Source organism: Conyzicola nivalis, from assembly GCF_040548875.1.
GTDB lineage: Bacteria > Actinomycetota > Actinomycetes > Actinomycetales > Microbacteriaceae > Conyzicola > Conyzicola nivalis_A.
Genome location: NZ_JBEPSJ010000001.1, coordinates 1,294,634 through 1,315,511 on the forward strand (window position 1 = coordinate 1,294,634; position 20,878 = coordinate 1,315,511).

Sequence of the window (20,878 nt, forward strand, 5' to 3'; positions counted from 1 at the left end):
AGCACCATGCCCAACGCCATGCCCGACAAGCCCGCCCTCGAAGGACTCGAAGACAAGTGGGGCTCCGCCTGGGAGGAGCGCGGCACGTACCTCTTCGACCGCGCGGCGGCCGCCAAGGCCAACGTCTTCTCGATCGACACTCCCCCGCCGACCGCGTCGGGCAGCCTGCACATCGGGCACGTCTTCAGCTACACCCACATGGACCTCATCGCGCGCTACCAGCGCATGCTCGGCCGTGACATCTTCTACCCGATGGGCTGGGACGACAACGGCCTGCCCACCGAGCGCCGCGTGCAGAACTACTACGGCGTGCGCTGCGACCCCTCGCTGCCCTACGTCGAGGGCTACGTCGCCCCGCTCGAGGGCGGGGAGAACGCCTCCTCCAAGGCCGCCGACCAGGTTCCCGTCTCGCGCCGCAACTTCATCGAGCTGTGCGAGAGGCTCACCGCCGAAGACGAGAAGCAGTTCGAACTGCTCTGGCGCCAGCTGGGCCTCAGCGTCGACTGGACCCAGTCGTACCGCACCATCGGCGAAGACGCCCAGCGTGCCGCCCAGCGCGCGTTCCTGCGCAACATCGAGCGCGGCGAGGCCTACCAGGCCGACGCCCCCACCCTCTGGGACGTCACTTTCCGCACCGCGGTCGCCCAGGCCGAGCTCGAAGACAAGGAGATGCCGGCGGCTTACCACCGCCTCGCGTTCCACAAGGCAGACGGCGACGACGTCTTCATCGAGACGACCCGCCCGGAGCTGTTGGCGGCCTGTGTGGCCCTCGTGGCGCATCCGGACGACGACCGCTACAAGCACCTCTTCGGCACCAACGTCACCACCCCGGTCTTCGGAGTCGAGGTCCCGGTCGTCGCCCACCACCTCGCCCAGATCGACAAGGGCTCGGGCATCGCCATGATCTGCACGTTCGGCGACGTGACCGACGTCATCTGGTGGCGTGAACTCGACCTGCCGAACCGCACCATCATCGGCGCCGACGGACGCATAGTGGCGGATGCGCCCGAGGCCATCACCTCCGACGCCGCGCGCGCCGCCTACGCCGAGATAGCCGGCAAGACCGTCTTCAGCGCCAAGGCCAAGATGGTCGAGCTGCTCAAGGCGAGCGGCGAGATGATCGGCGACGCGAAGCCCATCACGCACTCGGTGAAGTTCTTCGAGAAGGGCGACAAGCCGCTCGAGATCATCTCGACGCACCAGTGGTACATCGCCAACGGCGCCCGCGACGCCGACCTGCGCGCCCGGCTGCTGCAGCGCGGCAAGGACGTGAACTTCGTCCCCGACTTCATGCGCGTGCGCTACGAGAACTGGGTGGGCGGGCTCACCGGCGACTGGCTGATCTCCCGCCAGCGCTTCTTCGGCGTGCCGATCCCCGTCTGGTACGAGCTCGACGCCGACGGCGAGAAGGGCCGCGTGATCGTGCCGACCGAGGCCGACCTGCCCGTCGACCCGGCGTCGCACACGGCTCCCGGCTTCGACGAGAGCCAGCGCGGCGTGCCCGGCGGCTTCGTCGGCGAGGTCGACATCATGGACACCTGGGCCACCTCGAGCCTCACCCCGCAGATCGCCGGAGGCTGGGAGACCGACCCCGAACTGTTCGACCTCGTCTTCCCGTACTCCCTGCGCAGCCAGGGCCAGGACATCATCCGCACCTGGCTGTTCTCCACGGTGCTGCGCGCCGAGCAGGAGTCGGGCGTCGCCCCGTGGAAGAACGCCGGCATCTCCGGCTTCATCGTCGACCCCGACCGTAAGAAGATGTCGAAGTCGAAGGGCAACGTCGTCACCCCCAAGGGCATGCTCGACGATCACGGCTCCGACGCGGTGCGCTACTGGGCCGCCTCGTCCAGGCTCGGCACGGACGCGGCCTTCGACCCGCAGAACCCCAAGCAGATCAAGATCGGCCGCCGACTCGCGATCAAGGTGCTCAACGCGGCGAAGTTCGTGTACTCGTTCCCGGAGCCCGTCGCTGGGGCCGGCGTCACCGAGGACCTCGACGTCGACCTGCTCGCCGAGCTCAACCGCGTGGTCACCATCGCCACGAAGGCATTCGACGAGTTCGACCACGCCCGCGCCCTCGAGACCACCGAGCACTTCTTCTGGGTCTTCTGCGACGACTACCTCGAGCTGGTCAAGGAGCGCGCCTACGGCTCGGCCACTCCCGAGGGACAGGCCTCGGCGGTCATCACGCTGCGCACCGCAGTGAACGTGCTGCTGCGCCTGTTCGCCCCCTTCATCCCGTTCGCGACCGAGGAGGTCTGGAGCTGGACTCACGACACCTCGGTGCACACGGCCGCCTGGCCCGTCGTGCCCGAGGGCGCACCGGAGCCCACCGGGCTGCTGCCGCTCGTGAGCGAGGCGCTGATCAGCATCCGCCGCGCGAAGACCGACGCGAAGGCGTCGCAGAAGACGCTCGTCACCTCGGCGACCATCTCCGGTCCCGCGATGCTCGAGCTCGGACTCGAAGACCTGCAGGGCGTCGGACGCATCGAGACCGTCACCTTCATCGAGTCCGACTCGGTGTCGGTGAGCGACATCGTGCTCGCCGAGCAGCCTGCGGCCGAGGTGTGATGAGCGTCGTCGTCCGCCCGGCCGAGCCCGGCGACCGTGACGCCTGGGCTCGGCTGTTCGTCGACTACGGGGTCTTCTACGAGACCGCGTTCGACGAGTCCGTGCTGTCGGGCGTGTGGGGATGGATCATGGATGCCTCGCACGAGGTCAACGCCGTCGTGGCGACCGACGACACGGGCGACCTCGTCGGCTTCGCCCACTACCGTCGTCAGGCCGACACGTTCACGGCCGGCACCGGCTGGACGCTCGACGACCTGTACGTCTCTCCCGACGCGCGCGGCTCGGGTGCCGCCACGGCGCTGATCGACGCGGTCGTCGCGGCTGCGACGGCCGGCGGCGGCGGCACGCTGCGCTGGATCACCGCCGCAGACAACGCCCGCGCACAGCGCGTGTACGACCGGGTCGCCACTCGCGCGGGCTGGGTCACCTACGAGAAGGAGCTCGGCTGATGCAACTCGGAACCCGCTGGAGCGTCGGAGGCCCGACCCCCGAACGCCTGCCACCGTCGGTGGTGCTGGCCGTGCGCGATGTGGAGTCGCAGCTCGCCGAGGTCGACACGAGCCAGTGGCGCTGGACGCTCACGTGGCTCGAGGGTCGGCCCGTCGTCGAGTTGGACGACGGGACGACGATCCGCGTCGACCACGCCGGCAACGTCACGACGAGCTTCGACGGCGGAGACGACGCCGACCACCACTAGCCCGATCGGTAGCCGGGCAGCTAGCCCAGCCGGTACAGCTGGTTGGCGCCCAGGTCGCGGGCGGCGGTGATGTGCTCGACCTCGCGTCTGTTGAGCTCGCGCAGGTACTGCTGCTCGTGACTGATCTGCGGACGGAGGTCTCGGCGGAGACTCCATGCCACGAGGGCGGTGCCGATGGCGAGCGCTAGTCGATCGAGCGCTGTCGGCTGAGCCTCGCGCCGCGTGATTGTGCTTGCGGCATTCATTGCAATTCCCTTCCCTTTGACGTGAATCTAGACCTAGCCACCGACATTGTCGGGCGGCTCGGGAACCTCTTCCGCGTCCATCACGGGGAACGCGTTGAGCTGGATCTGCACCGGCCGTGTGCCCGGAACACCCTCGGCCTTGTAGAGCGCCGCGTAGCGCTCCGTGATCGTCTCTATCTCGGCGACGAGCTGCAACAGCTGGTCGGAGTTGAGTCTGAGGTTGGTGGTGTTGACCGTCGACGCCTCGAACCACCGTCGTTCGAGATCGCTGCTGCCGTGGGCCAGGAAGTCCTGGAGCAGCGCGTCGCGATTGGCCTGCCACTCGCGTGTGAGCAGGTCGCTCGCCGACCGCTCCGACGGGCTCGGCGGGTACTCGATCGGTGTGACGCTGATCCCCTCCGGGGTGCGCTCCCACCAGCGCTCGCGCGCGGACCCGCGTTCGGTGTTCTCTCGGACGAAGCCGTGCTTCTCCAGCTGGCGGAGGTGGTAGCTCGTCGCTCCGCTCGACTCCCCCAGCCGCGCGGCGAGACCGCTCGCCGTGTGCGCGCCGTAGGTGCCGAGCGCGTCGACGATCTTCACGCGGAGCGGATGCGCCAGGGCCTTGAGACTCGTCATGTCGAGAGAGCGGATTCCCTCGGTGGGGCGCTGCGGAATGGTCATGGTGCAAAGATATCGTTGCAAAGCAACCTTTGCAACGGTTATTTTGCAATGGTTTCTTTGCATGCGGCGTCGCTCCGCCGTTCGATCGACGAAGCGTCTTAGGCTGGCGAGATGACGAACCCGTTCTTCACCGCCAGCCCGTTGCCCTTCGGACTCCCTCCCTTCGCCGAGATCGCCGACGAGCACTACCGACCGGGCTTCGACAAGGGGTTCACCGAACAGCTCGCGGAGGTCGAGAGGATCGTCCGCGACCCCGACGAGCCCACCTTCGAGAACACGCTCCTCCCCCTCGAGCGCAGCGGCCGCATTCTCGACCGGGTCTCCGCGGTGTTCTACAACAAGAGCTCGGCCGACAGCACCGAGTTCACCAACGAACTCGAAGAGGAGATCGCGCCGCTGTACGCGGCTCACTCCGACGCGATCCGGCTCAGCGCCGAGCTCTACGCCCGCATCGCCGCCGTACACGCCGACCGCGAGCGGCTCGAACCGGAGGCGCGCTACCTCGTCGAGCGATACTTCACCGAGTTCACTATCGCCGGGGCCGCCCTCGACGACGACGACAAGGCGCTCCTGCGCGACTACAACTCCCGGCTCTCGACCCTCACGACACGGTTCGAGAAGAACCTGCTCGCAGACACGAACGAGCTCGCGGTGGTCATCGACGACGTCGCCGAGCTCGACGGCCTCGGCGAGGGCGAGATCTCGGCGGCAGCGGCGGCAGCCCTCGACCGCGGCCTCGAGGGTAGATACCTCGTGACGCTGGTGCTACCCACGGGGCATCCGTACCTCTCGTCCCTCACGAACCGAGGCGTACGCGAACGGATCATGACCGCATCGCGCGCCCGCGGCGGCCGCGGCAACGAGTTCGACAACCGCGAGCTCGTGCTCGAGATCACGCGCCTTCGGGCCGAGCGCGCCCGCCTGCTCGGGTTCGACAGCCACGCGGCGTTCGTGACCGCGGACGAGACGGCGAAGACCCCCGAAGCCGTGTTCGAAATGCTCGGTGCGCTCGCCCCGATCGCGGCCCGCAACGCGCGCGCCGAACAGGCGGCCCTCCAGTCGGTCGCGGGAGGCGAGCCGATCGAGGCGTGGGATTGGGCGTTCTACTGCGAGAAGGTGCGTCGAGCCACGTACGACGTCGACACCGCCGCGATGCGCCCCTACTTCGAGGCCGAGCGTGTTCTTCAGGACGGCGTGTTCTTCGCCGCGACGAGCCTGTACGGCGTGAGCTTCGCCGAGCGGCACGACCTCGTCGCCTATCACCCCGACGCCCGCGTCTTCGAGGTCAGCAATGCGGACGGCACCCCGGTCGGGCTGTACATCTACGACCTGTACACGCGTGATTCGAAGCGCGGCGGCGCGTGGATGAACTCGCTCATCTCGCAGAGCACCCTCCTCGGCACACCGACGATCGTGGTCAACAACCTCAACGTGCCGAAGCCCGCAGAGGGCTCCCCCACGCTGCTCAGCTTTGACGAGGTGAACACGCTGTTCCACGAGTTCGGGCACGCCCTGCACGGGCTGTTCGCGCTAGTCACCTACCCGAAGTTCGCCGGCACCAATGTCTTCCGCGACTTCGTCGAGTTTCCGAGCCAGGTGAACGAGATGTGGATGCTCTGGCCAGAGGTGCTCGCGAACTTCGCCGTGCACCACGTGACCGGCGAGCCGATGCCGCAGGACTTCGTCGAGAAGATCCAGGCCTCGTCGGCGTTCAACGAGGGGTTCCTGACGAGCGAATACCTCGCCGCGGCACTGCTCGACCAGGCGTGGCACGCCATCGGGGCCGAGGAGACGGTGACGGATGTCGCGGCCTTCGAGTCCGCGGCACTGCAGGCTGTCGGGCTCGACAACCCCGCCGTGCCGACCCGGTACTCGAGCACCTACTTCGCGCACACGTTCTCGGGCGGCTACGACGCGGGCTACTACTCCTACATCTGGAGCGAGGTGCTCGACGCCGACACCGTCGACTGGTTCACGGAGAACGGCGGGCTCACCCGCGAGAACGGCGACCGGTTCCGCTCGCTGCTGCTCGGCGTCGGCGGCTCGAAGGACCCGCTGGAGGCGTTCCGTGACTTCCGCGGGCGCGACGCCGTCATCGCGCCGCTGCTGAAGCGCCGCGGACTCGACGGCCCCGGTCACTGAGCCCGTCGAAGCGCGGCGGTCACTGAGCCTGTCGACGCGCGGCAGTCGCTGAGCCCGTCGACGCGCCCCGGTCGCTGAGCCCGTCGACGCGCCCCGGTCGCTGAGCCTGTCGACGCGCCCCGGTCGCTGAGCCTGTCGACGCGCCCCGGTCGCTGAGCCTGTCGAAGCGCGGCGGTCACCGAGCCTGTCGAACTGCCCCGGTCGCTGAGCCTGTCGAAGTCCCCCGCCGCGCACTGTTCCCTCCGCCTCATCCTCTCCTCCACAACGCCCGTCGCACCTCGCTTCTCCACAGAAAAACGCGCTGCTGATCAGGGATTCTTCCAATGTCGGTGGTCGGCATGACACTTCTCACATGGACGACATCGATGCGACCGAAGACGGAGTTGGGCGGGTGCACGACCTGCTCGCGCAGCTGGCAGTCGCCCCGCTCGCGGGCGCCGGCGACGAGCAGTTGTGCGCGCTCGCGGTGGCCGTCGAGAAGGCGGGTCGCCTGCTGGATGCGATGCGCGCGAAGGTCGCCGGTGAGATCGACGAGAGGTCGGGCTTCGAGCGCGGCACCGAGGGTCTCGCGTTCCGGTTCGGGCACCAGCGCGGCTGGCAGCTACTAGAGCAGCTCACCCGCGTCTCCCCCGCCGAGGCCAGCCGACGCACGATGCTCGGCAAGGCCACCCGTGGTCGCACCCAGTTGAGCGGTGAGAGCCTCCCTCCTCAGCGTCCCGCGGTCGCGGAGGCACTCCAGGCGGGCGCGGTGGGGCTGGATGCCGCGGGGTCGATCGTCCGCTGCCTCGAACAGGCGACCTCGACCGCCTGCCCGCCGCCGGAGCACGTCGAGGCGGCCGAGGCGGCGCTGGTAGACGCGGCCACGCAGTCGACGGCAGACGAGGTCACCGTTCAGGCGCGTGCCTGGCGAGAGGCGCTCGACCCCGACGGCGCAGAGCCGCGCGACGAGCGCATCCATCGCAAGCGCAGCTTTCGACTCGGCCGGGAGAAAGACGGCCTCACCGGATTCAGCGGTCTGCTCGCCCCCACAGACGCCGCGCTGCTGCAAGCGGCCTTTTACGAGGCCGACCGGCCGGGCAACGAGCCGCGGTTCCTCTCGGAACAGGACATCGCCAGCGGCATGATCTTCACGACGAACGAGACCGGCGAAACGGAGATCACCATCGTCGACACGCGCACCCGCGACCAGCGCCACTACGACGTGGTCACCGGCCTGCTGGCGGCCGGTGTGCGGTCGACAGGGCAAGGGCCCGGCGAAATGCGGTCGACCGCGCAGGTGACGGCGATCATCACGCTCGACGACCTCCGCAAACGCACCGGTGTCGGCTGGATAGACGGCATCGAAGAGCCGGTCAGCTCCGCCACCGTCGAGCAGCTGGTGTGTGCCTCCGGCTACGCGCCCATCCTGCTCGGCGATCAGGGCGAGGTCCTTATGCTCGGGCGAGAACGGCGGCTGTTCTCGCCGGCCCAGATGAAGGCGCTGGCGGTCAGAGACGGCGGTTGCGTCAACTGCGGTGCGCCGCCGGGATGGTGCGAGGGACACCACGTCGACCAGTGGGCCGCAGACGAGGGGCCTACGGACATCGACAACGGTGCGCTCCTCTGCAGTGCGTGCCACCGGATGATCCATCGCAACCACTTCACGCTTCGCATGTTCGACGGACGACCGCACATGCTCGCTCCGCCATGGGTCGACCCCGACCAGATCTGGAGACCGCTCGGAAACAAGCGGCTCGGGATGCTCGCGGCCCTGCGCTGACTGCAGCGGCGGTCGGACGGAGGGAGGCGGGTCCGGGCAGCGGTAAGCGGGTGCCGGGCGTGAGCGGGCGCCCGGCGGTGAGCGGGTGCCGGGCGGCGGGAAGTGGGTGTAGCGTCCTGCCCACGCGCCCGCGCCCGCGCCCCTCGCTACCGTCGACGTGAAGACCGCCGTTGCGACGTACTGCGGAGACCCCGGTCAATATGCTCGCGCAACCACTCGATTTCATCGCGGTAGCCGAGCGAGACGACGATTGGCGTGACCTCGAGGATCCGCACCAGCTCGCGCACGAAGCGCCACTGCGCCGCCTCCATCGCCACGTCGGAACGCAGCCACGGAGAGTGAACGAACACTCCGAGTATGTAGATCAGCTTCTCCATCCCCATGGCGCTCGCGAACGGGTCGACGGGGTTGAACGCCCTCTCGAAATCCAGCAGCACCCGACATTCGTCGCAGAGGCCGCGGTCGCTCGTCGCCTCCACGCAACGTCGCAAAAGGGCATCGAGGTAGGTGATCCGCTTGACTTCCGCGGCCGGTTTGTCGGCCCGGTAGGCCTCGACGAACGCGGTCAGAAACGGGGCGATGGTGATCTCGTTGGTTGTCATGCGGGCAGTGTCAGACCGACTGCCGACATGGTGGTGCAGAGTGTGGACGGTCGGTCGACGACCCGGCGTGGGAAGGAGCGCCGGTCAGTCGAGGGGGCGACCTAGCCGAGCGCTGACGCAACCTACTCTTCGACCGACCGCGGCCTCCGCCACCCGAACCAGAGCATCGCGATCCCGCCGACGACGAGTCCCCAGAACGCCGATCCGATGCCCATCACCGTGATACCCGACGCCGTCACCAGGAACGTGGCGATCGCCGACAGCCGGTCACGCGGCACCTCCAGCGCCGAGGTCACCGCGCCGATGAGGGCGCCCAGCAGGGCGAGGCCCGCCACGGCCTGGATCAGCAGCGGCGGCGAGGCGATCACGAAGGCGGTGGCGAACGCCGCGAAGAGGCCGAGAACGATGTAGGTGACGCCGGATGCGACCGGGGCCATCCAGCGCTTGTCCCTGTCGGGAGAGGCCTCCGGTCCCGCGGTGAGCGCCTGGGTCAGAGCGGCCAGGTTGATCGTGAGCCCGCCGGACAACGCGCCGACGGCCGACAGCGCTCCCGATCCGACGAGCGCCGCGCGCACCGGTGCCCGGTAGCCGAAGCTCGTGAGGATCGCCGCCCCGGGGATGTTCTGCCCCGCCATCGTCACGACGAACAACGGCAGGGCGATGCTCACGACGACCAGCGGGTCGAACTCCGGTGCGACGAAGGCGAGGTTCGGCAGCAGGTTCGCGCCTGTGAGCCACCCTGAGTCGACGGTGGCCGCGAGCAGGACTCCGGCTAGCACGATCGCTGCCGGAACCGCCCAGCGCGGCGCCAGCTTGCTCAGCACCAGCCAGACCACGATCACCGGGATCGCCAGCAACGGGATCTGCACGGCCGCCTGCACCGGAGCCAGACAGAGGGGGAACAGGATACCGGCGAGCATGGCGTTGGCGATCGGCCGCGGGATCCGGGCGATCAGGCGTCCGAGCGCCGGCCAGAGTCCGACGAGAACGATCAGCAGTGCGGCGACTATGAACGCGGCCACCGCCTCCCCGAACCGGCCGGTGATGCCCGCGGTCGCGACGAGCAACGCGGCGCCGGGGGTGCTCCACGCGAACTTGAGCGGCACTTTGAAGGCGACGCTCAGCAGGATCGACAGGACGCCCATGGTGACGCAGGTCACCAGCAGCCCGGAGGCAGCCTGCGCGTCGGTCGCCCCGACCGCGGCGAGCCCCGCGAGCACGATGGCGAACGAGCTGGAGAAGCCGGTGATGGCGGCGACTATCCCCGCGACGATCGGTTGGACTATGGGTTATCGGGCTCTCTCAAGCGGTGATGCGAATGGGGTGCGAGTACCGGGCGCCCGGTCGACGAGGCGAGGAGCCTGACCCGCAGGACCGGCTTGGTTACGCCGACTTCTCCTGAAGCGGCGCGGCGCGCGGCACGATCGTCGGCGCCGCGTTGTTCAGCACCGAATCGCGGGTGACGATGACGCTGGCCACCTGGTCGTCGCTGGGCACCTCGAACATGATCGGCCCGAGCACCTCTTCCATGATGGCGCGCAGACCGCGGGCACCGGTCTGGCGCAGCACCGCGAGGTCGGCGATGGCCTCGAGCGCGTCATCTTCGAACAGCAGCTCGACGCCGTCGAGCTCGAACATGCGCTGGTACTGGCGGATCAGCGCGTTCTTCGGCTTTGTGAGGATGTCCATCAGCGCGACCTGGTCGAGCTGCGTCACCGTCGCGACGACCGGGAGGCGGCCGATGAACTCGGGGATGAGGCCGAACTTGTGCAGGTCCTCGGGGAGCACCTCGCCGAACAGGTTCACGTTGTCGTTCTTGCTGTGCAACGGGGCGCCGAAACCGATGCCCTTCTTGCCGGCTCGCTGCGAGATGATCTCCTCGAGACCGGCGAAGGCGCCGGCGACGATGAAGAGCACGTTGGTCGTGTCGACCTGGATGAACTCCTGATGCGGATGCTTGCGGCCGCCCTGCGGGGGAACGGATGCCACGGTGCCTTCGAGTATCTTCAGCAGCGCCTGCTGCACGCCCTCACCAGACACGTCGCGGGTGATCGACGGGTTCTCGGCCTTGCGGGCGATCTTGTCGATCTCGTCGATGTAGATGATGCCGGTCTCCGCGCGCTTGACGTCGTAGTCGGCCGCCTGGATCAGCTTGAGCAGGATGTTCTCGACGTCTTCACCGACATAGCCGGCCTCGGTGAGCGCCGTGGCGTCGGCGACGGCGAACGGGACGTTCAGGCGTTTAGCGAGCGTCTGGGCGAGATACGTCTTGCCACAGCCGGTCGGGCCGATGAGGAGGATGTTCGACTTCGAGATCTCGATGTCGTCGAGCACCGTGTCGACGGAGGCGATGGTTGTGCGGGCGCGCACGCGCTTGTAGTGGTTGTAGACGGCGACGGAGAGGGCCTTCTTGGCGGCCTCCTGGCCGATCACGTACTCCTCGAGGAAGGCGTAGATCTCGCGGGGCTTCGGCAGTTCGAACTCGCTTGAAGCCTCCTCGCCGGCTTCGGCGAGACGCTCTTCGATGATCTCGTTGCACAGCTCGACGCACTCGTCGCAGATGTAGACGCCGGGACCGGCGATCAGCTGCTGAACCTGCTTCTGGCTCTTTCCGCAGAAGGAACACTTGAGCAGGTCGGCGCTCTCCCCGATGCGAGCCATGTGCAGCCTCCCTCAATCACCGTGTGCTACGTGAACAGAGCCTAACCCGTGCCACCGTCGGTCGCTGGCACTCGCCCGAGTTCGAGCGCGTCGCGCACCCTCACATTTCCAACGTACAGGCCCCCACGAAGTAGTCTGAAGCGACAGCGATAAATAGCGGATTTGAGGTGAGACATGACGACACGATGGGCACGCTTCGCGCGTGGCTGGCTCGCCGCCCTCTTCTCCACCACCGTCGCCGCCGCCTCGCACACGCTCGCCGGCGGCAACAGCCCGAGCGTCGTCTCGCTCGTGGTGGCTCTCGCCTTCGCGGGCGTCGCCTGCATAGCTCTGACCGGGACTACGCTCTCGCTGACACGGCTCACGGCATCCGTCGCCATCAGCCAGCTCGCCTTCCACGTGCTGTTCAGCACGATCGGAACATCGACCGGCGCGCCCGCCCGGTTCACCGGGAGCGCGCACGACCATTCCGCGACGCTCACGCTCGGCGCCGACGCCGGGGGTGTCGCGCATCACGCCGACGGGTGGATGTGGCTCGGCCACGCCGCCGCCGCCGTGCTCACGATTGTTGCCCTGCGTTACGGCGAGAGCGCGTTCTGGCGTCTGGCCGCCATCGCGCTGTTGTTCGTGCGCACGCTGTTCCCGCGCATCCCGGCCCTACCGCTGGTGCCTCGCCCGGCACGTCGCGCACGCGTCGTCGGCCACCTCTTCGTGCCGCGCATCTGCGCGGTGCTGCGCTCGACTCTGGGGCTTCGTGGCCCGCCTGCGCCGTCTTTCTCCTAAGACTCCGCTCCATCCACGAAGTATCACCAGAGAAAGCACCATCATGAACAGAATCACCATCGGCGTGCCCGCAGCGATCGGAGCGGGCCTACTGCTCGCCCTCGCCGTGCCGCTCGCCGCCAGCGCCCACGTCACGATCGACCCGGGGCAGGCCGTCGCCGGCTCGTACACGGTCGTCACCGTCAAGGTGCCGAACGAGTCGGACACGGCGACCACCAACCGGGTCGAGGTCGCGCTGCCGACCGACACCCCGTTCACGAGCGTGCGGTACGTGCCGGTCGCCGGCTGGAGCGCCGAGCTCGTGCGCACGACCCTGCCCGAGGCGGTGACCGTCGGGGATGCGACGGTGACCGAGGCCGTGACATCCGTCATCTGGACCGCCGATGCGGGATCCGAGATCGGCGCAGGCCAGCTGCAGCTCTTCCCGCTGTCGCTCGGCCCGGTTCCCGACACAGGGTCGGTGACGCTTCCTGCCGACCAGGGCTACACCGACGGCTCGGTCGTCAGCTGGAACGAAGAGGGTGACGACTCGGAGCACCCCGCTCCGGTGCTGTCCATCAACGACGCGCCTGCCGCCGACCATCACGGCGCAGCGGTCGAGGCGTCTGCTGACGAGGCCGCCGCTGCGGCCCCGGACGCGGCGTCGTCGGACGACGTTCTCGCGCGCATCCTCGGCATCGGCGGCCTCATCGTCGGCGCCGTGGGAATAGTGCTCGCCGTCACGGCTCGCCGTAAGCCGGTGAACTAAGCATGGCCGGCCACCGTCTGCGCCGAGTCACTGCTGTTGCCCTCGGGGCGACGGTGGCCATCGGCGCCGTCCTCACGTTCGCGGCGCCCGCACGGGCGCACGACGCGGTAGTCGCATCCACCCCGTCGCCCGACGAGGTGCTCACCACGCTGCCCGCCGAGTTCTCGGTCACCGCGAGTCAGACCATCGTCGCTCCCGAGGGCGCCGAGGCGAACTTCGGGCTTCGGATCACGGATGCCGCGGGGCTGTTCTATCAGGACGGCTGCGTCAGCATCGTCGACGACACCATGTCGACGCCAGCCGCCCTCGGCGAGGCGGGCGCGTACACGCTGACCTGGCAGTACGTGTCGTCCGACGGACACCCGACAAGCGGCACCGTGCCATTCACCTGGGCTCCCCCGGCCGATTTCGTTCCGAGCGTCGGCGAGGCGGAGCCGCGCGTCTGCGGCGACGAGGCACCCGCCGCGACCACTCCCGAGCCGGAGATGACGACGCAGGCGGACGAGCCGAGCTCGACGCCCGCGCCGCCCGCCGCCTCGGACGGAGAGACCGGGACCACTCTGCTCTGGCTCGGCGGCGCCGCGCTGGCGATCGTCGTCGCGATCGCTGCGACCCTGCTGCTCGTGCGCCCGAAGAAGGAGCCGGGCGCCGACTCCGAGGCGGCAACGCCGCCGGTCGAGTAGAGCCGGCAGGTACCGCCGGTCGAGTAGGCCGTCCGCGGCCGTATCGAGACCCCGGAACGGGTTCGCCCCGCGCGCGCCCGTTCCGGCGTCGCGAGCCCGTTCCGGCACATGCCCCGAAGCGAGCGAGCCGTTTCCGGACGACTGACTCGTCCTCGCCGGCGCCGAGACCTCTGACTCTCGACAGCCGAGCAGCACCGCCGGAAATTCAGGAGTTAGCGCCCACGAGCCGAGCCGCTCCCCTGAGTTGGCGAGGCGCAGCCGGGGTGGAGCACCCGTAACTCCTGAATTTCCGAGCGGATGGCGCGGCTCGCGGTTCTCCGAGGCGCGAGAGTTCCGAAACGTGCCGCAGGCGGCGCGGCTCCACCAACGGCTCGCGGCGGGTCACGCTGCTCGACCGGAACCGCAACCCGCACACGCGAAAGGCCGCTCCCCGAGCGGGGAGCGGCCTTCAGCGAGCGTGCGAGATGGTTACGCGGTGATCGCGGGCACGTTCTTGCGGCTGTCGAGCACCTGGTCGATGAGACCGTAGTCGAGGGCCTCGGCCGCGCTGAGGATCTTGTCGCGGTCGATGTCCTTGTTCACCTGCTCCACCGTGCGGTTGGAGTGGTGCGACAGGGTCGACTCGAGCCAGCCGCGCATGCGGAGGATCTCGGCGGCCTGGATCTCGATGTCCGACGCCTGTCCGCGGCCGGCGTCACCGGTCGAGGGCTGGTGGATCAGGATGCGTGCGTTCGGCAGGGCGAGGCGCTTGCCCGGCGTTCCGGCGGCCATGAGCACGGCGGCGGCGGAAGCCGCCTGGCCGAGCACGACCGTCTGGATCTGCGGCTTGATGTACTGCATCGTGTCGTAGATCGCCGTCATCGCGGTGAACGATCCACCGGGCGAGTTGATGTACATCACGATGTCGCGGTCAGGGTCCTGGCTCTCGAGAACGAGAAGCTGCGCCATCACGTCGTCCGCCGAAGCGTCGTCGATCTGAACGCCGAGGAACACGATGCGGTCTTCGAACAGTTTCGCGTACGGGTCCTGGCGCTTGTAGCCGTAGGCCGTGCGCTCTTCGAAGGTGGGCAGGATGTAACGGGACTCGGCCGAAGGACGGGCGACGCCACCGAAGTTGTAGTTGTCCATGGTCGATTCCTAGTTCTTAGCCGCGATGTCGGGGTCGTCGGAGACGGTGTCATCCGTTCCGCCGCCGCCGACGACGGTGGAGGCGTACTCGCGGATGTGGTCGACGAAACCGTACTCGAGAGCACCCTTCGCGTCGAACCAGTTGTCACGGTCGTTGTCGATGAGCACCTGCTCGATCGACTTGCCGGTCTGCTCTGCCGTGAGCTCTGCCATGCGCTTCTTCATGTCGAGGATGACGAAGGCCTGAGTCTGGATGTCGGCGGAGGTACCACCGAAGCCACCGGACGGCTGGTGCAGCAGAACGCGGGCGTTGGGCGTGATGTAGCGCTTGCCCTTCGTGCCCGAGGACAGCAGGAACTGGCCCATCGAGGCGGCCATTCCGATTCCCACGGTGACGATGTCGTTCGGTACGAACTTCATCGTGTCGTAGATCGCCATTCCGGCAGTGATCGAGCCGCCGGGCGAGTTGATGTAGAGGTAGATGTCGCGCTTCGAGTCTTCTGCCGCAAGCAGCAGGATCTTCGCGCAAATTTCGTTGGCGTTGTCATCGCGCACCTCTGAGCCGAGCCAGATGATGCGGTCAGAGAGGAGTTGGTCGAAAACACTGCTGACCAATGCCGGTTGGGCCATTGTTGCGCTCCGTTTCAGTTGTAACTTGTTTCGAATCTACTGGAGGTAACGCGGCGAAACCGGCGTGTTCGCCTACGGCAGATTGGGGAGCGCCGTCCTCACGCGAAGTTAGGCTGCTGCAATGACGCAATCGTGGGACTCGCGGGTGGCCGAGGTGTGGGCGGCCGCCGATGGGCTGAGCGACGAGGCTGTGCTCGCGAGCATCGACGCGCTCGTCGCCGAGCGCACGACGGAGCGTGGGGCGGATGACCCGGCAGCACTGTTCGAGTCCGCGAGTGTCCGCGACTACCTCGGGCGCGAGTCCGACGCCGAGCCCCTCTACCGCGCGGCCATCGCGGCCGGCCTCGACGGCGAACGCCGCCCGCAGGCCGTGATTCAGCTCGCCAGCACCCTGCGCAACCTCGGCCGCGCCGAGGAGGCTGTCGCGCTGCTGAGCGATCACCTCGAACTGCACCCCGCCGACGAGTGGACAGCGCCCGGCGCGGCGTTCCTCGCGCTGGCGCTGGTCACCGCCGGTCGCGAGCGGGACGCCGCATCCGTCGCCCTCGTCGCCCTGTCGCAGAGCCTGCCGGTGTATTCGAACGCGGTGCGCCGCTACGCGCTGGAGCTGCGCGGCGGCTGACCGCCGCTCACTCGAGGTTTCTGTTGTTCAGTTCGACGAAGCTGAAGGCTCCGACCTTGCCCGACTCGACGACCGCACGCAACGCCTTCTCGGCCTTCTCGATCGATGCCTTGTCGTCGTAGACGTCGTCGGCGAGGTACACCTTGAGGTGGCTGGGCGTGTACTGCACCGAGTCGACGGTGCCGAGCGGCGCGAGCGCCTTCACGATGACCGCGGCGTCGGTGACGTGGATCGGGGCGAGCGGCGACTGGCTGCCCGATTCGATGGAGAGCTTCGGCCCGTCGGCCGGCGTTGTGGTGAACTTCACCCTGACGTCGCCGTGTCCCTCTGACTCCAGCAGCTCGACGATCTCGAGGTTCGCGGCGGTGGTGGCGGTCGTCACCGACATCTGGTTCTGACCGGCCCTGGCCGTCTGCGCGAGCCCGGACTCCCGCACGAGGTCGGTCGCGTCGAGCATGTCCTGGCCGGGCGACGAGCCGTCGACGGCGTCGGTGGAGTCGACCACCGCGGTGATCGTGAGGGCGGGGTACGTGGCCGCGAGATAGGCCTGCGCTTCCTCGGTTATGCCCGCGACGTCGGTCGCCAGCTCGACGAAGAGCCCCTTCTCTTCGAACGTCACTCGCAGCAGCGGGTATTTTGCGGCGAGGTCGGCCGCTACCGCGACCACGGTCGTCGCGTCGACGAGCGGGCCGTTGGAGATCTCGATGCCAGGCGCCTGGAGCGCGACGAGGGTGCCGTCGTCGACCAGTGCCGAGAGCAGGTCGCCGGAGACGACGGTCGAGCTGGCGACGGTGGATGGCTCGTTCAGACCGACCACCACGTCGAGGGTCGTGCCGTCTTCGTCGGCACGTTCCTCCCATTCCACCCCGCTGATGACCGACTCGTGCACGGTGAGTGCGGGAATGACCTCCGCGAAGGCCAACGGCTCGGTCCAGCACTGCCCGAGCCGTTCCTGGGTCAGGGTGGCCCCGCTCGCGAAGAGGTAGTTCAGGGTGACCGATGGAGAGGGCGAGACGTCGATCGAACAGGCGAGGTCGTGCAGCTCGTCGAGGGCGGCGCGATCGGTGACCGGTTCGAGATCGACGGCCACGTTCGCCGTCAACGACCAGGGCACGGATCGGTTGGTCGTCACAGAGGTGTCGCGCACGAATGGCAGCTCCTCGAGCTGGGCGCTGAACCGGTCGACGGCCTCGCGCTGAGCCTGCAGCTGTTCGGGCGAGGAGCACCCCGATAGCACGAGGGGAATCACGCACGCCCCGAGCACCGCTGAGGCGACAAGTGTCGTGCGTGAAAGTTTCATTCCCTCACGTTACGCGGTGTTCAACGGGAACGTCGCATCGAGGGCGGCCGCGGCTAGTTTTCTGGCGCGCTCGTGACGCCGACGGGGAAGTCGGGATAGGTCGCCGCAAGGTAGGCCGTCGCCTCGGCGACGATTGCGGGGTCGGTGGAGACGAGCGTGACCTCCGTGACATCGCCCGCGGACGCGGACCATACCGGGTAGCGGGCCGTCAGATCGACGATCACCGCGACCGCCGCTCGGGCCCGGACGAGGGTCGTCTCCGAGAAGGCGATGCCGTCGATCGACCCCGAGATGGCCGTGCCGTCGTCGCGCAGTGCGGCGAGCACGTCGCCCAACAGGGCCGCCTGCGCACCCACACCGTCGGTCGACAGCTCGCGATCCTCCGTCATGTCGCCTAGCCTGATGTCGAATTCGGCCTTCGCGCTGCCGTCGGCGTATTCGCCCCAGTTGACGGTGCAAAACTCGTCTGCGTGGTCAGCGAACGCCGGCAGTGCCTCGACGAAGAGGAGCGGCTGCGTCCAGCAGCGCGACATCGGACCCTGCAGCAAGACGGCTCCCCCGGCGAACTCGTATCGCAGGGTGATCCCGGGTTCGTTGCGGAGGTCGGCAGTACAGGTCGCGTCGCGCACCGCACCGAGATCGGCGCGATCGAAGTCGGGGGCGAGCTCGACGGTCACCGTCGACTCGTCGGAGAACGGCGAGTCGGAGGTGTAGAGCCTGATGTCTGCCACTCCGGGCAGTTCGGCGAGATCGTCGGCGAGGCCCTCGAGCTCGCCCGAGACCAGCGGCTTGTACGTGCAGCCCACCGCGAGGGAGAGCACCAGACCGGCGCCCACGACCAGGGCGACGGTGCGCGCGGTGCGCCGGGAGGATGCGGAAGCGGTTCTAATCACCCCTCACGTTAGACCATGGGGTCTCACCGGAACGTCGCGTCGAGCGCCGCCGAGAGGTCGGCGACGAGGTCGCCGGTGTCTTCGAGCCCGACCGAGAACCGCAGGTGGCCCCACTGCGCGAACTGCGGCGGGTACGCGGCGACGCGCGGTCCGGAGGTGCCCACGTGCACGATGAGCGACTCGTCGTGTCCGAGCGAGACCGCCGAGGTGATCACCCGCAGGTTTGCGGCGAACCGGTTCTGGGTTTCGGGGTCGCCGTCGACCGCGAACGCCATCATGCCGCCGAACGCTCCCCCGAACTGCGCCGCGGCGAGTTCGTGCTGCGGATGCGACGGGAGACCAGGGTAGGCGACGTACGCCACCCGCGGGTCGGCTTCCAGAAACTCGGCGATCGCCTGCGCCGACCGCACGTGCTGGCGCAGACGCAGCGGCAGGGTGACCGAGCCGCGCATGATCAGCCAGGCGTTGAACGGGCTGATGACGCCGCCCACGTCGACCATGGCGTCCTGCTTGATCTGCCGCACCAGGTCTGCGCTGCCGATGACCGCGCCGCCCATCGCGTCTCCGTGCCCGTTGATGTACTTGGTGAGCGAGTGCACCACGAGGTCGGCGCCGTGCTCGATCGGACGGAATACGAACGGCGGCGAGAAGGTGTTGTCGATCGAGAGCAGCGCGCCGGCGTCGTGGGCGATGGCTGCGACGCCCGCGACATCCGTCACTTTCGTCGTCGGGTTGGCGATCGACTCGATATGCACGAGGCGCGTCTCCGGCCGCACCGCGGCCCGCACCGCGTCGAGGTCGCTCGCGTCGACCATGGTGACCTGGATGCCGTACTTGTAGGGCAGCAGCTCGGTGAACAGCCGCCACGTCGCCTCGTAGGTGACGTCGGCGACGACGACGTGGTCGCCCGTCGACAGGAACGTGAAGAACACGGCGTGCAGCGCGGCGACCCCGCTGGCGAGCGCGACGGCGTCTTCTCCGCCCTCGAGTGCGGCCAGCTTGGCCTGCAGCGCCAGCTGGTTGACGCCGCTGTTGCGCGTGTAGAGGGGGACGTCGGTGCCCGACCAGCTGATCTGCGACGGGTCGTCGGGCAGCGCGTAGGAGTTCGCCATCACGATCGGGGTGCGCAGGGCGCCGGAGCCCCGATCGATCTCGTTGCCGGCGTGCACCGCCTGGGTGAGCGGATGCAGCGTGGTTGGAATGTGCTTGTCGGGACGGTCGCTCATAGACCAACGCTAGACGACGAAGGGCCCGACACTCTCGTGTCGGGCCCTTCGTTACAGCGGACTACTTGTGGTCGTGACCGAAGTGCTCGTTGTTGGCCTTGCGGCCGTGGCTGTCGCGCTCGGAGCCGGACGAGGCGTTGGCCTGTCCGAGCATCGCGGCGGCGTCGGACGTGTCGAAGCCGTCGTCGTCGGTCGACTCGTCGTTGGAGTCGAAGCCTGCGGTGAACTCCGAGACGTCGATCTTGTTGCCCTTGGTGTCGACGACGTTCGCCTTGCCGAGTACCACCGCGAGGGCCTTCGAGCGGGCGACCTCGCCGATCATCCCGGGGATCTGGCCGTTCTTGTCGAGCACCTGGATGAACTCGCCCGGCTCCATGCCGTACTGCGCTGCGCCCTGGATCAGGTACTGGGTGAGCTCGTCCTGGCTGACCTTGATCTCTTCCTTCTCCGCGATGGAGTCGAGGAGGATCTGGGTGCGGAACGTCTTCTCGCTCGACTCGGCGACCTCTGCGCGGTGCACCTCGTCTTCGAGACGGTTCTCGTTCTCGAGGTGACGGTGCACCTCGTCTTCGACGAGCTTCGCGGGAACGGGGATCTCGACGTCCTTGAGCAGAACGTCGACGATCTGGTCGCGCGCCTCTGCACCCTGGCCGAAGGTCTTCGACTTGGCGACCTGCGCCTTGATGTCGGCCTTGAGCTCCTTGATGGTGTCGAACTGGCTCGCCACCTGCGCGAAGTCGTCGTCGGCCTCGGGAAGCTCGCGCTCCTTGACGGCGAGGAGGTTCACGACGATCTGGGCCTTCTCGCCGGCGTTGTCGCCGCCGAGCAGCTCGGACTCGAAGGTGGTGGTCTCGCCGGCGCTGAGCGAGTCGAGCGCCTCGTCGATGCCGTCGATGAGCTCACCGGAGCCGACCTCGTAGGAGATGGCGTTGGCGGTGTCTACCTCGTTGCCGCCGATGGTGGCGACCAGGTCGATCTGGGCGAAGTCGCCCTTCTTGGCTGGGCGGTCGACGGTGACGAGCGTGCCGAAGCGGCTGCGCAGGTTGTCGAGCTCGTCCTTGACGTCGTCGGCAGAGACCTTGGCCTCTTCGACGGTGAGGGTGATTCCCTCGTAGTTCGGCAGCTCGAAGTCGGGGCGCACGTCGACCTCGATGGCGAGGACGAGGTCTCCGGAGAAGTCCTTCTCGCTCGGCCACTCGGAGATGTCGGCCTCGGGGCGGCCGAGGGTGCGGATCTTCTCTTCGCTGACGGCCTGCTTGTAGAACTTGTCGAGTCCGTCGTTGACCGCGTGGTTGAGCACCTCGCCGCGACCGACGCGCTGGTCGATGAGCTGCGGCGGGATCTTGCCCTTGCGGAAGCCGGGGATGTTGACCTGCGTACCGATGTGCTCGTAAGCGTGATCGATGCTGGGGCGCAGCTCTTCGGGCGTAACAGAAATGCTGAGCTTCACGCGGGTGGGGCTGAGCTTTTCGACCGTGGTCTTCACGATGGGTATCTCCTGATGTTCGTTACTTGACAGTCCGTTTGG

20 protein-coding genes are annotated in these 20,878 nt (G+C 68.1%); 9 read left to right on the forward strand and 11 right to left on the reverse strand.

From position 1 onward, the window contains the following. Positions 1-6 precede the first annotated feature (6 nt). The 3 genes from valS to ABIE21_RS06290 are packed head-to-tail and all read left to right on the forward strand — an operon-like array spanning position 7 to position 3,268. Positions 7-2,571: a valine--tRNA ligase gene (gene valS / locus ABIE21_RS06280; RefSeq protein ID WP_354023916.1), complete on the forward strand. Its 2,565-nt coding sequence runs from the start codon at positions 7-9 to the stop codon at positions 2,569-2,571. After that, positions 2,571-3,020 (forward strand): GNAT family N-acetyltransferase, encoded by a 450-nt coding sequence (locus ABIE21_RS06285; RefSeq protein WP_354023917.1) that lies wholly within the window; start codon positions 2,571-2,573, stop codon positions 3,018-3,020. Before valS ends, ABIE21_RS06285 begins: the two co-directional genes overlap by 1 nt. Continuing rightward, entirely contained in the window at positions 3,020-3,268 is a 249-nt protein-coding gene (locus ABIE21_RS06290) for a hypothetical protein (protein WP_354023918.1), read from the forward strand. The genes ABIE21_RS06285 and ABIE21_RS06290 overlap by 1 nt, the downstream gene beginning before the upstream one ends. A gap of 20 nt (positions 3,269-3,288) precedes the next feature. Here ABIE21_RS06290 and ABIE21_RS06295 read toward each other — a convergent pair whose 3' ends face one another. Together ABIE21_RS06295 and ABIE21_RS06300 are read right to left on the reverse strand one after the other, a co-directional pair. Further along, the gene (locus ABIE21_RS06295) at positions 3,289-3,513 is read right to left on the reverse strand and encodes a hypothetical protein (protein ID WP_354023919.1); all 225 of its coding nucleotides are present in this window, start codon (positions 3,511-3,513) and stop codon (positions 3,289-3,291) included. A gap of 33 nt (positions 3,514-3,546) precedes the next feature. Further along, on the reverse strand, positions 3,547-4,173 hold the full coding sequence (locus ABIE21_RS06300) for an ArsR/SmtB family transcription factor (RefSeq protein ID WP_354023920.1): 627 nt from the start codon (positions 4,171-4,173) through the stop codon (positions 3,547-3,549). Positions 4,174-4,284: 111 nt separating this feature from the next. Here ABIE21_RS06300 and ABIE21_RS06305 point away from each other — a divergent pair, with 111 nt between their 5' ends. Then, positions 4,285-6,315, forward strand: coding sequence for a M3 family metallopeptidase (locus tag ABIE21_RS06305; protein ID WP_354023921.1), 2,031 nt, complete (start codon positions 4,285-4,287; stop codon positions 6,313-6,315). Between the two features lie 352 nt (positions 6,316-6,667). Further along, complete coding sequence (locus ABIE21_RS06310) at positions 6,668-8,074, forward strand: HNH endonuclease signature motif containing protein (RefSeq protein ID WP_354023922.1); 1,407 nt, start codon at positions 6,668-6,670, stop codon at positions 8,072-8,074. 146 nt (positions 8,075-8,220) lie between these two features. On the opposite strand, the gene ABIE21_RS06315 is transcribed toward ABIE21_RS06310, so the two are convergent. The 3 genes from ABIE21_RS06315 to clpX all read right to left on the reverse strand — a co-directional run bounded on the left by ABIE21_RS06315 (position 8,221) and on the right by clpX (position 11,337). Further along, positions 8,221-8,676: a hypothetical protein gene (locus ABIE21_RS06315; RefSeq protein ID WP_354023923.1), complete on the reverse strand. Its 456-nt coding sequence runs from the start codon at positions 8,674-8,676 to the stop codon at positions 8,221-8,223. Positions 8,677-8,798: 122 nt separating this feature from the next. Further along, the gene (locus tag ABIE21_RS06320) at positions 8,799-9,962 is read right to left on the reverse strand and encodes a benzoate/H(+) symporter BenE family transporter (RefSeq protein ID WP_354024412.1); all 1,164 of its coding nucleotides are present in this window, start codon (positions 9,960-9,962) and stop codon (positions 8,799-8,801) included. 97 nt (positions 9,963-10,059) lie between these two features. Continuing rightward, on the reverse strand, positions 10,060-11,337 hold the full coding sequence (gene clpX, locus ABIE21_RS06325) for an ATP-dependent Clp protease ATP-binding subunit ClpX (RefSeq protein ID WP_354023924.1): 1,278 nt from the start codon (positions 11,335-11,337) through the stop codon (positions 10,060-10,062). Positions 11,338-11,511: 174 nt separating this feature from the next. Between clpX and ABIE21_RS06330 the strand changes: the two genes are divergently transcribed. The 3 genes from ABIE21_RS06330 to ABIE21_RS06340 are packed head-to-tail and all read left to right on the forward strand — an operon-like array spanning position 11,512 to position 13,551. Then, the gene (locus ABIE21_RS06330) at positions 11,512-12,120 is read left to right on the forward strand and encodes a hypothetical protein (protein ID WP_354023925.1); all 609 of its coding nucleotides are present in this window, start codon (positions 11,512-11,514) and stop codon (positions 12,118-12,120) included. A 43-nt stretch (positions 12,121-12,163) separates the two neighbouring features. Further along, the gene (locus tag ABIE21_RS06335) at positions 12,164-12,868 is read left to right on the forward strand and encodes a YcnI family copper-binding membrane protein (protein WP_354023926.1); all 705 of its coding nucleotides are present in this window, start codon (positions 12,164-12,166) and stop codon (positions 12,866-12,868) included. 2 nt (positions 12,869-12,870) lie between these two features. Continuing rightward, positions 12,871-13,551: a copper resistance CopC family protein gene (locus tag ABIE21_RS06340; RefSeq protein ID WP_354023927.1), complete on the forward strand. Its 681-nt coding sequence runs from the start codon at positions 12,871-12,873 to the stop codon at positions 13,549-13,551. A gap of 468 nt (positions 13,552-14,019) precedes the next feature. On the opposite strand, the gene ABIE21_RS06345 is transcribed toward ABIE21_RS06340, so the two are convergent. Beyond that, positions 14,020-14,679 (reverse strand): ATP-dependent Clp protease proteolytic subunit, encoded by a 660-nt coding sequence (locus tag ABIE21_RS06345; protein WP_354023928.1) that lies wholly within the window; start codon positions 14,677-14,679, stop codon positions 14,020-14,022. A 9-nt stretch (positions 14,680-14,688) separates the two neighbouring features. Then, positions 14,689-15,309, reverse strand: coding sequence for an ATP-dependent Clp protease proteolytic subunit (locus tag ABIE21_RS06350; RefSeq protein ID WP_354023929.1), 621 nt, complete (start codon positions 15,307-15,309; stop codon positions 14,689-14,691). A gap of 121 nt (positions 15,310-15,430) precedes the next feature. On the opposite strand from ABIE21_RS06350, the gene ABIE21_RS06355 reads away from it, so the two are divergent. Further along, entirely contained in the window at positions 15,431-15,931 is a 501-nt protein-coding gene (locus ABIE21_RS06355) for a tetratricopeptide repeat protein (protein WP_354023930.1), read from the forward strand. 7 nt (positions 15,932-15,938) lie between these two features. Here ABIE21_RS06355 and ABIE21_RS06360 read toward each other — a convergent pair whose 3' ends face one another. The 4 genes from ABIE21_RS06360 to tig form a co-directional block, all read right to left on the reverse strand. After that, positions 15,939-17,231: a hypothetical protein gene (locus tag ABIE21_RS06360; protein ID WP_354023931.1), complete on the reverse strand. Its 1,293-nt coding sequence runs from the start codon at positions 17,229-17,231 to the stop codon at positions 15,939-15,941. Positions 17,232-17,284: 53 nt separating this feature from the next. Beyond that, positions 17,285-18,124, reverse strand: a complete 840-nt coding sequence (locus ABIE21_RS06365) for a hypothetical protein (protein ID WP_354023932.1) — start codon at positions 18,122-18,124, stop codon at positions 17,285-17,287. A 23-nt stretch (positions 18,125-18,147) separates the two neighbouring features. Then, positions 18,148-19,350 carry a trans-sulfuration enzyme family protein gene (locus ABIE21_RS06370; protein WP_354023933.1) on the reverse strand — a complete coding sequence of 401 codons (1,203 nt, stop codon included), beginning with the start codon at positions 19,348-19,350 and terminating at the stop codon, positions 18,148-18,150. Between the two features lie 61 nt (positions 19,351-19,411). Continuing rightward, a complete protein-coding gene (tig, locus tag ABIE21_RS06375; RefSeq protein WP_354023934.1) occupies positions 19,412-20,836 on the reverse strand; it encodes a trigger factor in 1,425 nt (474 codons plus the stop codon). Positions 20,837-20,878 lie beyond the last annotated feature (42 nt).

Coding starts and splice junctions, on each gene's coding strand:
- valS (WP_354023916.1), top strand. CDS start 7: ATGCCCAACGCCATGCCCGACAAGCCCGCCCTCGAAGGACTCGAAGAC.
- ABIE21_RS06285 (WP_354023917.1), top strand. CDS start 2,571: ATGAGCGTCGTCGTCCGCCCGGCCGAGCCCGGCGACCGTGACGCCTGG.
- ABIE21_RS06290 (WP_354023918.1), top strand. CDS start 3,020: ATGCAACTCGGAACCCGCTGGAGCGTCGGAGGCCCGACCCCCGAACGC.
- ABIE21_RS06295 (WP_354023919.1), bottom strand. CDS start 3,513: ATGAATGCCGCAAGCACAATCACGCGGCGCGAGGCTCAGCCGACAGCG.
- ABIE21_RS06300 (WP_354023920.1), bottom strand. CDS start 4,173: ATGACCATTCCGCAGCGCCCCACCGAGGGAATCCGCTCTCTCGACATG.
- ABIE21_RS06305 (WP_354023921.1), top strand. CDS start 4,285: ATGACGAACCCGTTCTTCACCGCCAGCCCGTTGCCCTTCGGACTCCCT.
- ABIE21_RS06310 (WP_354023922.1), top strand. CDS start 6,668: ATGGACGACATCGATGCGACCGAAGACGGAGTTGGGCGGGTGCACGAC.
- ABIE21_RS06315 (WP_354023923.1), bottom strand. CDS start 8,676: ATGACAACCAACGAGATCACCATCGCCCCGTTTCTGACCGCGTTCGTC.
- clpX (WP_354023924.1), bottom strand. CDS start 11,337: ATGGCTCGCATCGGGGAGAGCGCCGACCTGCTCAAGTGTTCCTTCTGC.
- ABIE21_RS06330 (WP_354023925.1), top strand. CDS start 11,512: ATGACGACACGATGGGCACGCTTCGCGCGTGGCTGGCTCGCCGCCCTC.
- ABIE21_RS06335 (WP_354023926.1), top strand. CDS start 12,164: ATGAACAGAATCACCATCGGCGTGCCCGCAGCGATCGGAGCGGGCCTA.
- ABIE21_RS06340 (WP_354023927.1), top strand. CDS start 12,871: ATGGCCGGCCACCGTCTGCGCCGAGTCACTGCTGTTGCCCTCGGGGCG.
- ABIE21_RS06345 (WP_354023928.1), bottom strand. CDS start 14,679: ATGGACAACTACAACTTCGGTGGCGTCGCCCGTCCTTCGGCCGAGTCC.
- ABIE21_RS06350 (WP_354023929.1), bottom strand. CDS start 15,309: ATGGCCCAACCGGCATTGGTCAGCAGTGTTTTCGACCAACTCCTCTCT.
- ABIE21_RS06355 (WP_354023930.1), top strand. CDS start 15,431: ATGACGCAATCGTGGGACTCGCGGGTGGCCGAGGTGTGGGCGGCCGCC.
- ABIE21_RS06360 (WP_354023931.1), bottom strand. CDS start 17,231: ATGAAACTTTCACGCACGACACTTGTCGCCTCAGCGGTGCTCGGGGCG.
- ABIE21_RS06370 (WP_354023933.1), bottom strand. CDS start 19,350: ATGAGCGACCGTCCCGACAAGCACATTCCAACCACGCTGCATCCGCTC.